Origin of the sequence: Methylobacterium sp. 17Sr1-1, from assembly GCF_003173775.1 — a bacterium.
In the GTDB taxonomy this organism is placed as follows: Bacteria; Pseudomonadota; Alphaproteobacteria; order Rhizobiales; family Beijerinckiaceae; genus Methylobacterium.
Window position 1 is genome coordinate 3,556,102 of record NZ_CP029552.1, and the last position, 11,527, is coordinate 3,567,628.

The window sequence follows — 11,527 nt, forward strand, 5'->3', positions numbered from 1 at the left end:
CCTTCTCGCAGACTGAGCACCGTGCCGCTAGTGTCCGAGCTCCGCCAGCTTTACCATAAGAGAGGCCGCTGTGGATGGGGAGCGGGAGTTGGCGCGATGCCCGGAAGCGGAGGCGGGCCAGGCCGCGGCCGGACCTTGGCATGGCCCGTCCGTTATGCTTGGGCCATCCAAGACAAGTCGGTGGCAGTCGGTCGGTACGTCCAGTTTGCCAAGAGGGCAAGCGCCTTCTTTCTTGTCCATGATCTCGCTCTGCCGCTGCTGCGGCTGGATCGATCCGTCCTTCTCCATTCTCTTGAATGTCCGGTCTCCATGCACCGGCGTGATACCCACCCGGCGGGGGACCTGACCCGCGCGGGGCCTGTATCGGGCGACGATCCTCCCGGTCGGGAATTTGCCGCGGGATTTGTCCGGCTGGCGAGGCGGCCTGCCTCCTGGGCGCCGCGCGCCGGCAGGGGGCCGAACTGGTCTTCATCGGCGTCGTGCACGAGAGCAGCACCCTGTTGCTGCAGATGTGGGCATGGCTCGCGGATGCCCGGACCGGCCGGGAGGTCTTCTCGCGCGATCTCACCTTCCGCCGCGACACGGACGAGGCGTGGCGGCGCGCCGAGGCGTTCCGGGTCTCGCAGATCCGGGATGCCGGCCGGCACCGCAGCGACTGACCGTCCCCTTCGGAGCAGCCGAGAAGCCCGGACAGCGAAAGAAAAAGGGCGGGCCCTCGCGGGCCCGCCCTTCCATTTTGCAATGACCGAAAGGTCGCCTTAGCGCTTCGAGAACTGGAAGCTGCGGCGGGCCTTCTTGCGGCCGTACTTCTTGCGCTCGACCACGCGGGGGTCGCGGGTCAGGAAGCCTTCGCGCTTCAGCGGGCTGCGCAGCTCGGGCTCGAAGTAGGTCAGGGCCTTGGACAGGCCGTGGCGCACCGCGCCGGCCTGGCCGGAGAGGCCGCCGCCGGCGACCGTGACGACGATGTCGTACTGGTCGACGCGGTCCACGATCTGGAGCGGCTGCTGCAGGATCATGCGCAGCACCGGGCGGGCGAAGTAGGTGTCGACCGGGCGGTCGTTCACCGTGATCTTGCCGGCGCCGGGCTTGATCCAGACGCGGGCGATCGCGTCCTTGCGCTTGCCGGTGGCGTAGGCGCGGCCGAGGGAGTCCAGCTTCTGGACGTGGACCGGGGCCTCGTTCTCGCCCTGCGACGAGTTCTGGGCCTTGCTGGCCTGGCCGAGGTCGGCGAGGGACTGAAGGGTCGCCATCTTACGCGCTCACGTTCTTGCGGTTGAGAGCGGCGACGTCGAGCGTCTCCGGCTGCTGGGCGGTGTGGGGGTGCTCGTTGCCCTTGTAGACCCGGAGGTTGCCCAGGATCTGCCGGAACAGCGGGCCGCGCGGCAGCATGCGCTCCACGGCCTTCTCGACGACGCGCTCGGGGAAGCGGCCCTCGAGGATGAACTTGGCCGAGCGCTCCTTGATGCCGCCCGGGTAACCAGTGTGGTGGTAGTACACCTTCTGGTTATACTTGCGGCCGGTGAACTTCACCTTCTCCGCATTGATGACGATGACGTTATCGCCGCAATCGACGTGGGGCGTGTACTGGGGCTTGTGCTTGCCCCGCAGACGCATCGCGATGACCGACGCCAGGCGGCCGACCACGAGGCCCTCCGCGTCGATGATCACCCACTTCTTGTCGACGTCGGCGGGCTTCAGCGAAAAGGTCTTCATCGCGGATAGGTCCCGGAAGTCTTGGACAAAAAAACAGGACGCCGTCGCGGTCGGAAACGAGCGCGCGGCGGCGATGGCCGGCTCATTAATCGAGGATCGCGCCGCCGTCAAGCGACACGGAAATTCCAAGGAGGCAAAAAGCCGATATTTTCGAGCGGCTTCCGCATAGCGGTATCATGATACCGCTAAACTCCGATCGGGTTCAGCGCGGCGGCAGCGCGTAGGTGCCGGTGGCGTGGCAGACGAGATCGTCCTGACCGACGCTGCGAATCAGCACCTCGCCGACGGCGAGCGAGCGCCCGAGCTTGAGCAGGCGGGCCTCCGCCAGGAGGTCGGCCTGCGCCGGCTTGCGCATGAAGTTGAACGACAGGTTGGTGGTGACGGCGAGCGCCACCGGGCCGATCTGGGCCAGGATCGCGACGTAGAGCGCCACATCCGCGAGCCCCATCATGGCGGGGCCCGACAGGGTGCCCCCGGGCCGCAGGTGGCGCTCGTGGTAGGGCAGGCGCATCGTGGCGGTGAGGGGACCGACGCTCTCGACCACCGGGCCCGGGCCGCCGTGATGGATCTGCGGAAAAACCTCGTCGAGGAAGGCCGCGACCGCGTCGCGGTCCATCATCAGGGCAAGAGGTGCGGCAGGCATGCGTGGGGCGTGTCCGTTCGGCGTCATGCACGATCTTGCAGCACGGCGCCCGGCACCGGACAATAGGCCATCCGTTTCGCCCGCAACCGAGACCGCATGTCCGAGACCCTGCTCCTCCGCGACGACCGCGACGGCGTCGCGACCCTGACCCTCAACCGGCCGCGGGCCCGCAACGCCCTGTCGCACGCGATGCTGACCGCCCTCTCGGAAGAATTCGCCCGGCTCTCCGCGGACGAGAGCGTGCGCGCCGTGGTGCTCGCCGCCGAGGGGCCGGCCTTCTGCGCCGGCCACGACCTCAAGGAGATGACCGCCTACCGGGCGGACGCCGACCGGGGTGCTGGCCGGTTCAAGGACCTGTTCGATCTCTGCTCGTCGGTGATGATGGCGATCCCCGCCCTGCCGCAGCCGGTGATCGCCGCCATCGAGGGCATCGCCACGGCGGCCGGCTGCCAGTTGGTGGCTTCCTGCGATCTCGCGGTGGCCGGTGAGGAGGCCCGCTTCGCGACGCCCGGCGTGCAGATCGGCCTCTTCTGCTCGACCCCGATGGTGGCCCTGTCGCGCAACCTGTCGCGCAAGGCCGCGATGGCGATGCTGCTCACCGCCGAGATGGCGGAGGCGGAGGAGGCGAAGGCGCTCGGCCTCGTCAACCGGGTGGTGCCGGCCGGCACGGCGCTCGAAGCCGCGCAAGCTCTCGCCGCCGGCATCGCGGCCCGCAGCGCCTATACGGTGCGGGTCGGCAAGCGCGCCTTCTACGAGCAACTGGAGATGCCGCTGGCCGAAGCCTACGCCCATGCCGGCCGGGTGATGACCGAGAACATGCTCGCCCGCGCGGCGGAGGACGGCATCGCGGCCTTCCTCGACAAGAGGGCGGCCCGATGAATCACGATCGCTACGACGACGAGGCCTTGAGAAAAATCCTGCGGCAGGTGCGCAGCATCGCGCTGGTCGGCGCTTCCGCCAACCCGGCCCGGCCGAGCTGGATCGTCACCAAGTATCTTTTGGAGCGCGGCTACCAGGTGATCCCGGTCAATCCGGGCCTCGCCGGGGGCGAGATCCTCGGCCGGCCGGTGGTGGCGCGGCTGGCCGACCTGACCCAGCCGGTCGACATGGTCGAGATCTTCCGGAATTCCGAGGCCGCCGGCCCGCTCGTCGACGAGGCGCTCGCCCTCGACCCGCTGCCGCAGGTGATCTGGATGCAGCTCGGCGTGCGCAACGATGCGGGCGCGGCCCGGGCCGAGGCGCGGGGCGTCACCGTGGTGATGAACCGCTGCCCGAAGATCGAGTATGGCCGCCTCTCGGGCGAGATCGGCTGGACGGGGGTGAATTCCCGCATCCTCAGCGCCAAGCGGCCGAAGCTCGCCGCCAAGGGATTCCAGAAGCTGACGATCGAGGAGCGGTAAGGCCGTCCCTCACGCGGGAGGCCGTCACGCGGGCTTCGCCGCCAGCAGGTCGCGCAGGGTGGTGATGGTCGAGGCATCGGCCACCCCGTCGACCCGGGCGGGGCGGAAGTGGCGCTGGAAGGCCGTGACCACGTCCTTCGTCCGGGCGTCGAAGGTGCCGCTCACCGGCACGTCGTAGCCGTAGAGCGCGAACATCGATTGCAGCGCCTCGATCGGCTGGCCGGCATCGCCCTCGGAGAAGAAGCGCCCGTCGCGGATCGGGGCCGGCGGCACCCAGTGGCCGATGCCCTCGCGGTGAAGCTGCTCCCAGGGAAAGCTCTCGCCCGGGTCGATCTTGCGCTCGGGCGCGATGTCGGAATGGCCGAGCACCCGGTCGGCGCGGATCGGCCAGCGCCCCAGGAGGTCGCGGCAGAGCGCCGTGACCGATGCCATCTGCGCCGCCGGATAGGGCGCGAGGCTGCCGTCCTGGGCGTGGCCCGGATGCGCGATCTCGATGCCGATCGAGCGCGAGTTCATGTCCCGCACCCCCTCCCAGGCCGACACGCCGGCCTGCCAGGCACGCCGCGCCTCCGGCACCATCTGCACCACCCGCCCCTCCTCGAAGACGAGGTAGTGCGCCGAGACCTTGGAGAGCGGGTTGCACAGCCGCAACAGCGCCTCGGAGGCGCTCGCCATGCCGGTATAGTGCAGGATCAGGGCGTCGACCGGCAGGGTCCGCTCGTCGTGGTTGGGGGAGGGCACCACCTGGGTGGCGACCGGGCTGTCGGGAGTGAGGCTCATGACGGGATAAAGCCCTGTGTCAGCTCAGGTGCCGCTCGGCGGCGATGCGGTCGTAGGCGGCGTTGATGGCGGCGAGCCGCCGCGTCGCGATGGCGACCGCGGCCGGCGGCAGGCCGCGGGCGATCGCCCGGTCGGGATGGTTCTCGGAGACCAAGGCCCGGTAGCGCGCCTTCAGCTCGGCATCGGTGAGGGTGCGGGCGGCGCCCAGCACCTCGTAGGGATCGTCGGCGAGCCGCAGGTGCCGGGCGGTGACGGCGGCGAAGCGCGCCTCGTCGAAGCCGAAGATCGCCGCCACCTCGGCGAGGTAGCGCGCCTCGCTCTCGTGGACCGCGCCGTCCGCCTTGGCGATGTGAAAGAGGCCGTCGAGCACGTCCTCGAGCAGGGCCGGCTCATCGTGAAAGGTGTCAGCGACCTGGCGGGCATAGCCCTCGAAGCCGCTGGTGGTGCGCTTGGCGAGGTCGAACAGGCGCTCGATCCCGGCGCGCTCGTCCTCGGGGACCTGCACGATGTCGGCGAAGGCCGCGACCTCGGAGGGCGTCACCACCCCGTCCGACTTCGCCATCTTGGCGGCGAGCGCCACGAGCCCGGTGGTGAACACCACCTCCCGCGGGGTCGGCCCGAACAGCGAGCCCTCGCGGTCGAGGAGGAAATGGCCCGCCACCGCGCCGATCAGCGCGCCGAGCGGACCGCCGGCGGCGAGCCCGATGCCCGCCCCGCCGAGCTTGCCCCAGACGCCCTGGCTCACTGGCGCCTCCCGGTCCCGGTCGGGCAGGGGAGGGGAGCTTCGAGAGGGCGGTTTCGGAGAGGCAAGGTTCGGAGAGGCAAGGGCGTCATGGCGCCGTTGTAGCGCCCCCGGGCCGTCTGCGGAATGTGGTAGCGCACCCGGCGACATCGCCGGATGCGCTCACGCTCGGTCGATCAGCGGCAGTACACGTTGCCGTAGGGATCGCGATAGGTGCCGTAGGGGCATTGCGGGGCAGTGGCCGCGCCGACCACGGCGCCGCCGGCCGCGCCGATCAGGCCGCCCGCCAGCGCGCCGCCGGCCCGGCCGGTGGCCGCCGCGCCGATCGCCGCGCCGGTCAGGCCGCCGAGGGCGGCGCCGCCCGCAGCACGGTCGCCGGGGGTGTTGCAGGCGCCGAGCGACAGCGCCATGGCGCCGGCGAGCGTGGCGGCGATGAGCTTCTTCATGGAGTTCTCCCCTCGTGCATATCGCGGTCCGGAACCGGGTCGTCGACCCCGCACCCTGGCCCCGAGCTTAGCCGTAACCTGGCTGAACGCCAAATGAGCTTGGCCGCCGGGGAGTTCCCGGAGCCGGCGCCGGACCGGTGACGAATCGCCGGGGTGCGACGCGAAAGCCACAGCTCCCGGGACCTGCCGCGAACCGGCCAAATGCTCTACAGGGAGCCGGACAGAGTTCAGGCAAGACACGCCAGGCAAGACACGCCCGCGAGGACCCGATGCAGCGCGCCACCACCATCGTCCGCAAAGCCGCCGTGCGCCCCGACGCCGTCGCCGACGAGGTCGCCCTCGACCACGCCGCCCGCTCCCGCCGCAATAGCGAGCTCACCACGAAGGGCGGCCTCCGCCTCCGCCTCGACCTCGACCGGACGACGGTGCTGGAGGACGGCGACGCGGTGCGCCTGGAGGACGGCCGCCTGGTGCGCATCCTCGCCGCCAGCCAGGCCCTGCTCGCGGTCACGGCCGAGAACCCGGTCCGGCTCACCCGCCTCGCCTGGCAGCTCGGCAGCAACCATGTCCAGGCCGAGGTGACCGCCGACGCGCTCTACGTCCTCGACGACCCGGTGGTGGCGGAGCTGATCCGCGGCCAGGGTTGCACCGCGACCGCGCTCCAGCGCCCGTTCCGCCCCGAGAAGGAGGCGGCGGCCCACGACCACAGCACCTGCGGGCACGACCACCATCACCACGGGCACGACCACGGGCACGAGCCCCACGCCCACGGCCATGACCATCACGGCCACCATGATCACGCCCATGACCACGGGCATCACGATCACGCCGGCCACGGCCATGGGCACGACCACCAGCACCACGATCACGGGCATGTCCACGGCCCGAACTGCAAGCACGGCCACTGATCGCGGGTCGCCCGCTGCCCCGCGCGGATCGGCCTTCCCCGGTCGCTCCCCGCCGGGACGGGGCGAGTTGCCCTTCGTTCCGTCTCGCCCGCATGCGACTTCAATTATTTGTGCAGTGCGAAATCAAGTCGGCCGCGAAGTCTTAAGCCGTACTTAAGCCCGGCGTCATAACTTCCGGTCCCGGTGACAAGCAGACCCGGGTTCACGGTCCGATGACGATCAAGGCGCGCCTCCTCTGCGGCTTCTCGGTGATGCTGGCGCTGACCGCCGGCGTCGCCGCCTCGGGCTGGGTCAGCCTCTCGGGCTTCGCCCAGCGCGTGGACACCGCGAACGCCGCGCAGGTGCTCGCGGGGCGCGTCGGCGACCTCGCGCTCGCCGCCGAGCGCTCGCTGCACGACGCGACCGGCCGGGGGGAGGGAGCGGTGACCGACGGCCTCGCGCGGGTCCGCGCCGGCTTCTCCGCCGTTCCGGGCGCGGAGGCGATGGCCCGCGGCACCGACGCCTTCGCGCGCACCCGCACGGCCTACGCCGCCGAGCAGGAGCGCAAGGCGCGGGTCCAGGCCGAGCACCTGCGCCTGATCGAGGACCTGCAGGGCGCGGCCGGCCGGATCGGCGCGGCGCAGAAGGCCCGCCTGGCGGCGGCGAGCCAGGCGCTCCAGGAGAGCATCGAGGCGCTCAAGGAAGCCGCCACCGCCGGCTCGCTCGCGGGCTCGGCGGTCCGCGGCGCCCTGGAGATGCGCAACAGCGAGCAGGCTCCGGGCGGCGACCGGGCGTCGGTCGCCGAGCGCTACCGCCTCCTGTCAGGGATTCTGAAGCGTCTCGCCGGGCAGGACGCGATGCGGGTTCCGGCCAAGGCGGCGGTCGACGCCCTCGACGACTACTTCGACGCGGTCGACTTAGGCCCGGAGGAGGCGGGACGGGCGGAGACGATCACCAAGGCCTTCACCGCCATCATGGCGGCCCTGCGCGAGGTCGAGCAGGTCCAGAGCGATGCCGGTGCCGCCGTCCAGGCCCGCCTGCGGGCGGAGCAGGACCGGGTCGAGCAGGCGGCCGCCCTGCTGAGCGCCAGCGCGGAGGCGCTCGACGCCGCGAAGTCGCTCCAGATCGCCGAGATCGCCCTGTTCTCGGCCCGGGACGAGGGCGCGGCGGTCGTCGCCAGCGCCGACGCGCTGACGAAGGCGGTCGAGACGATCCACCGCGTCGAGACCGATCCGGCCGCGCGCCGGTCGATCGAGGAGCTGATCGCCAAGGTGCGGGACATCAAGGGCCAGGTTCCGGGGATCGTCCAGGCGAACGGCGCGCAGGCCGCGATCCTCGGCGAGCGCGACGGGCACCTGAGCACCCTCGTCACCGCCGCCCGTCAGGCCGGCGACGGCGAGCTCGCCCGGATCGGGTCCGAGCGCCGCGCCGCCGAGATCCTGCTCCTCGTCGGCGTCGCGCTCGCCGCCTCCCTCGGCATCGCGGCGGCGTTGTGGCTCGCCCGCGGCATCGTGCGGCCGATCGGGCAGCTCGCCGCCGCGATGCGGGCGCTCGCCGCCGGCGACCTCTCCGCCGCGGTCCCGGCCCGGGAGCGGCGCGACGAGATCGGCGCCATGGCGCGGGCGGTCGGCGTCTTTCGGGACGCCCTCGTCGCCAAGGCGCGGAGCGACGCGGACGCCGCCGAGGCCGCCCGGACGGAGGCCGGGCGGGCGGCCCGCCTCGGCACGCTGACCGCGGGCTTCGAGGACACGATGGCCTCCTCGACCCGGGGCCTGGCCCAGGCCGCGGACACGATGCAGGAGACGGCGGCCTCGATGTCGGCGGCGGCGGCGCGCACCAACGCCCGCTCGGCCGAGGTCGCGGAGGCCGCCGAGCGCACCTCGGCCAATGTCGAGACGGTCGCCGCCGCGACAGAAGAGATGGCGATCTCGATCCGCGAGATCGCCCGCCAGGTCGCGCACTCGGCGGGCATCGCGACGAACGCCGTCGGGCGCGCCCGGGAGACCGATGCGGTCATCGCGGCGCTCGCCGCCGGCGCCGAGCGCATCGGCGAGGTCGTGGTCCTGATCCAGGGCATCGCCGGGCAGACCAACCTCCTGGCGCTCAACGCCACGATCGAGGCGGCGCGGGCCGGGGAGGCGGGCCGCGGCTTCGCGGTCGTCGCGGCCGAGGTCAAGCAGCTGGCCGGCCAGACCGCGAAGGCCACGGAGGAGATCGGCGACCAGATCGCCCGCATCCAGGGCGCGACCCGCGAGGCCGTGGCGGCCTTGAGCGCGATCGGCGGGGTGATCGGCGAGATGTCCGAGATCGCCACGGGCATCACCGCCGCCATGGAGCAACAGGGCGCGGCGACCCAGGAGATCGCCCGCAACGTCGGCGAGGCGGCGCAGGGGACGCAGGTGGTCTCGACCGGCATCCGCGACGTGCGCCGCGACGCCGAGGGCGCCGGTGCGGCCGCCGCCCGCGTGCTCGCCGCCGCCGAGGCCTTGGCCGGCACCGCGACGGGCCTGCGCGGGGAGGTGGACGCGTTCCTGGGGGGCGTGAAGGCGGCCTGAGGATCAGGCTCGGACCGGTGAAGCCGCCGCGCGTGGGATCGGTGCGGGATTTCGGCAAATTGGCGAACTGATACGATGTCCGGGAGATTCCTTCCGGACATCGTATCGCAAGCCCGCGCGGTGAAGCCGCTGGCTTCACACGCCTGAGCGAAGCCGATTTCCGCATTGCGTAAGCGATCCGGCAGGATCGCCTGAAGCAATCACTCGGAAATCGAATGACATGTCCCCTCCGTCCGACACACCCATTCTCGACCGCCTGCTCGCCGTCGCGGAGGAGGCGGCCGTCCTCGCCCTGGAGCATTGGGAGCGTGGCGTGTCCGTGACCCACAAGGAGGTGGGCCTCGGCCAGGCGCTGACCGAGGCGGACCTCGCGGTCAGCCGTCTGATGCATGCCCGTTTCGGTCCCCGCCTCATCGAGGAGGAGACCGTCGATCGACTCGGCTACGACCAGGCCGAGCGGCTGCTGAGCGAGGACCAGTGGACGTTCGTGGGCGATCCCATCGACGGAACGAAGCCGTACGCCGCCGGGCTGGCGAGCTGGGGCACGATGGTGGCGGCCTGCCGGTCCGGCTGGCCCCGGGCGGGCGTCATGAGCCTGCCCGCCTGGTTCGACGACCGGTCCGATCCGTTCGCGGTGCGGCGCGCTGCCGATCAGCGCGGGCTTCTCCTCGCGGCGGTGGATGGCGTGGCGTACTGGGCCCCGACACGCGCGGGGAGGCGGACGCGGGCGCTCCAGCGCCTGCAGCGACCGGATCGCCTCACGCATCACGTCGGATGGCTGCCCGTCGCGGCCCAGCGCTACACGCTCGACTACGAGCAGGGATTCTTCCCGTGGAGCGAGAGCAGCGCTGTGTCCGATGCCGCGCTTCTCGCTTTGGGGCGGATCGATGCCACCTGCCTCAATCACATGCTCTGGGACGCGGCGGCGATCCTGCCGGTTCTCGAAGCGCTCGGATTCGGATTGTACCGCTGGCCGGATCTCGCGCCTCCGCCTGCTCGGCTCATCGAGGTGTTCGATCGCACGTTCTCGGGCCATGACGCGCTCTGGCTCGTGTGCCGCGATCTCGCGGCGGCACGGGCGCTCGCCCGAGCCGTGTGTCCGTCGGGGCCGGTGCGGCGGGGCTCTCCGGACTGATCACGCTCCGCCTGGATCGCGGCCTGAAGAGCGGGCCCGCGAGCCGGGCGCGACCGAGCGGCGGCTCACTGCCTGGAACGACGGCAGGCGATGCGGCATAACGGTCGCCATGATGGCTGACACGATCAATGGCGCCGGCGACGGCAGCGCCTGGCGGTTTTCCGTGGCCCCGATGATGGACTGGACGGATCGCCACTGCCGGGCGTTCCACCGCACCCTCTCGGCCCGGGCGCTCCTCTACACCGAGATGGTGACGACCGGCGCGGTGCTGCACGGGCCGCGGGAGCGGCTGATCGGCTTCGATGCGGCCGAGCACCCGGTGGCGATCCAGCTCGGCGGGTCGGATCCGGGCGACCTCGCGGCGGCGGCGCGCATCGCCGAAGAGTTCGGCTACCGCGAGGTGAACCTCAATGTCGGCTGCCCCTCCGACCGGGTGCAGGACGGGCGCTTCGGCGCCTGCCTGATGCGCGAGCCGGCCCTCGTCGGCGAGTGCGTCGCCGCCATGAAGGCCGCGGTCGCGGTGCCGGTGACGGTGAAGTGCCGCATCGGCGTGGACGACCAGGATCCGGAGGCGGCGCTCGACGCCTTGACCGCTGCGGTACGGGCGGCAGGGGTCGACGCGCTCATCGTGCATGCCCGCAAGGCCTGGCTCAAGGGGTTGTCGCCGAAGGAGAACCGGGACATCCCGCCCCTCGATTACGGCCGGGTCCACCGTCTCAAGCGCGCGAATCCCGACCTGCCGGTCGCCCTCAACGGCGGCCTGCAGGACCTGGCCGCCGCGAAGGCCGAGCTGGAGCCGCGGGACGGTCTCGCCCTCGACGGGGTGATGCTCGGCCGCGCGGCCTATGCGGAGCCGGCCCTGCTGCTCGGCGTCGATCCGGACTTGTTCGGGGCGCCGGCGCCGGTGGCCGATCCCTTCGCGGCGGTCGAGGCCTACGAGCCGTATATCGCGGCGCGGCTCCAGGAGGGCGTGCGCCTGCACGCCATGACCCGGCACATGCTCGGCCTGTTCAACGGCCGCCCGGGCGCGCGGCCGTATCGCCGCCACCTCTCGGTCGCCGGCACCCGTCCCGACGCGGGCCTGCACACCCTGCGCGAGGCGGTGGCACTCGTGTCCCGTGAGACGTCCTGCCGCGAGCCGGCGAGCGCCGCCGCCTGAGGACGGCATTCCGGCGCAAGCGATCCCCCGGCGAAGTCTTGTGAGATTTCGCCGGGGGATCGCTGTC

The 11,527-nt window shown here is 71.8% G+C and carries 13 protein-coding genes; 7 read left to right on the top strand and 6 right to left on the bottom strand.

Features of this window, described 5'->3' with window-relative positions:
• The first annotated feature begins 479 nt into the window (after positions 1–479).
• The gene (locus DK412_RS31045) at positions 480–659 is read left to right on the top strand and encodes a DUF2380 domain-containing protein (RefSeq protein WP_245446976.1); all 180 of its coding nucleotides are present in this window, start codon (positions 480–482) and stop codon (positions 657–659) included.
• A gap of 99 nt (positions 660–758) precedes the next feature.
• On the opposite strand, the gene rpsI is transcribed toward DK412_RS31045, so the two are convergent.
• The 3 genes from rpsI to DK412_RS15975 form a co-directional block, all read right to left on the bottom strand.
• A complete protein-coding gene (gene rpsI / locus DK412_RS15965; protein ID WP_093570597.1) occupies positions 759–1,250 on the bottom strand; it encodes a 30S ribosomal protein S9 in 492 nt (163 codons plus the stop codon).
• Position 1,251: 1 nt separating this feature from the next.
• Positions 1,252–1,713, bottom strand: coding sequence for a 50S ribosomal protein L13 (gene rplM / locus DK412_RS15970; protein ID WP_093570598.1), 462 nt, complete (start codon positions 1,711–1,713; stop codon positions 1,252–1,254).
• Positions 1,714–1,915: 202 nt separating this feature from the next.
• Positions 1,916–2,356 (bottom strand): PaaI family thioesterase, encoded by a 441-nt coding sequence (locus DK412_RS15975; RefSeq protein ID WP_204165384.1) that lies wholly within the window; start codon positions 2,354–2,356, stop codon positions 1,916–1,918.
• Positions 2,357–2,452: 96 nt separating this feature from the next.
• Here DK412_RS15975 and DK412_RS15980 point away from each other — a divergent pair, with 96 nt between their 5' ends.
• On the top strand, positions 2,453–3,235 hold the full coding sequence (locus DK412_RS15980) for an enoyl-CoA hydratase (RefSeq protein WP_109972740.1): 783 nt from the start codon (positions 2,453–2,455) through the stop codon (positions 3,233–3,235).
• Positions 3,232–3,756: a CoA-binding protein gene (locus DK412_RS15985; protein WP_093570601.1), complete on the top strand. Its 525-nt coding sequence runs from the start codon at positions 3,232–3,234 to the stop codon at positions 3,754–3,756. Before DK412_RS15980 ends, DK412_RS15985 begins: the two co-directional genes overlap by 4 nt.
• Positions 3,757–3,780: 24 nt before the next feature.
• Here the strand turns inward: DK412_RS15985 and DK412_RS15990 are convergent, their stop codons facing one another.
• The 3 genes from DK412_RS15990 to DK412_RS16000 all read right to left on the bottom strand — a co-directional run bounded on the left by DK412_RS15990 (position 3,781) and on the right by DK412_RS16000 (position 5,724).
• Positions 3,781–4,536 carry an N-acetylmuramoyl-L-alanine amidase gene (locus DK412_RS15990; RefSeq protein WP_109972741.1) on the bottom strand — a complete coding sequence of 252 codons (756 nt, stop codon included), beginning with the start codon at positions 4,534–4,536 and terminating at the stop codon, positions 3,781–3,783.
• 19 nt (positions 4,537–4,555) lie between these two features.
• Entirely contained in the window at positions 4,556–5,281 is a 726-nt protein-coding gene (locus tag DK412_RS15995; protein ID WP_109972742.1) for a DnaJ family molecular chaperone, read from the bottom strand.
• Positions 5,282–5,454: 173 nt separating this feature from the next.
• Positions 5,455–5,724, bottom strand: a complete 270-nt coding sequence (locus tag DK412_RS16000) for a hypothetical protein (RefSeq protein ID WP_048453159.1) — start codon at positions 5,722–5,724, stop codon at positions 5,455–5,457.
• 269 nt (positions 5,725–5,993) lie between these two features.
• Here DK412_RS16000 and DK412_RS16005 point away from each other — a divergent pair, with 269 nt between their 5' ends.
• From DK412_RS16005 to dusA, 4 genes are all read left to right on the top strand, one after another.
• The gene (locus DK412_RS16005) at positions 5,994–6,632 is read left to right on the top strand and encodes an urease accessory protein UreE (RefSeq protein ID WP_109972743.1); all 639 of its coding nucleotides are present in this window, start codon (positions 5,994–5,996) and stop codon (positions 6,630–6,632) included.
• A 212-nt stretch (positions 6,633–6,844) separates the two neighbouring features.
• Positions 6,845–9,166 carry a methyl-accepting chemotaxis protein gene (locus tag DK412_RS16010; protein WP_109972744.1) on the top strand — a complete coding sequence of 774 codons (2,322 nt, stop codon included), beginning with the start codon at positions 6,845–6,847 and terminating at the stop codon, positions 9,164–9,166.
• Between the two features lie 220 nt (positions 9,167–9,386).
• On the top strand, positions 9,387–10,301 hold the full coding sequence (locus tag DK412_RS16015) for an inositol monophosphatase family protein (RefSeq protein ID WP_109972745.1): 915 nt from the start codon (positions 9,387–9,389) through the stop codon (positions 10,299–10,301).
• A 112-nt stretch (positions 10,302–10,413) separates the two neighbouring features.
• The gene (gene dusA / locus DK412_RS16020) at positions 10,414–11,460 is read left to right on the top strand and encodes a tRNA dihydrouridine(20/20a) synthase DusA (protein WP_109975301.1); all 1,047 of its coding nucleotides are present in this window, start codon (positions 10,414–10,416) and stop codon (positions 11,458–11,460) included.
• The last annotated feature ends 67 nt before the right edge of the window (positions 11,461–11,527 follow it).

Bases quoted from the DNA above. Each gene is read 5' to 3' on its own strand.
- rplM (WP_093570598.1), bottom strand. From the start codon at position 1,713: ATGAAGACCTTTTCGCTGAAGCCCGCCGACGTCGACAAGAAGTGGGTG.
- DK412_RS16000 (WP_048453159.1), bottom strand. From the start codon at position 5,724: ATGAAGAAGCTCATCGCCGCCACGCTCGCCGGCGCCATGGCGCTGTCG.
- DK412_RS16015 (WP_109972745.1), top strand. From the start codon at position 9,387: ATGTCCCCTCCGTCCGACACACCCATTCTCGACCGCCTGCTCGCCGTC.
- DK412_RS15975 (WP_204165384.1), bottom strand. From the start codon at position 2,356: ATGCCTGCCGCACCTCTTGCCCTGATGATGGACCGCGACGCGGTCGCG.
- rpsI (WP_093570597.1), bottom strand. From the start codon at position 1,250: ATGGCGACCCTTCAGTCCCTCGCCGACCTCGGCCAGGCCAGCAAGGCC.
- DK412_RS15985 (WP_093570601.1), top strand. From the start codon at position 3,232: ATGAATCACGATCGCTACGACGACGAGGCCTTGAGAAAAATCCTGCGG.
- DK412_RS15980 (WP_109972740.1), top strand. From the start codon at position 2,453: ATGTCCGAGACCCTGCTCCTCCGCGACGACCGCGACGGCGTCGCGACC.
- DK412_RS16005 (WP_109972743.1), top strand. From the start codon at position 5,994: ATGCAGCGCGCCACCACCATCGTCCGCAAAGCCGCCGTGCGCCCCGAC.
- DK412_RS15990 (WP_109972741.1), bottom strand. From the start codon at position 4,536: ATGAGCCTCACTCCCGACAGCCCGGTCGCCACCCAGGTGGTGCCCTCC.
- dusA (WP_109975301.1), top strand. From the start codon at position 10,414: ATGGCTGACACGATCAATGGCGCCGGCGACGGCAGCGCCTGGCGGTTT.
- DK412_RS16010 (WP_109972744.1), top strand. From the start codon at position 6,845: ATGACGATCAAGGCGCGCCTCCTCTGCGGCTTCTCGGTGATGCTGGCG.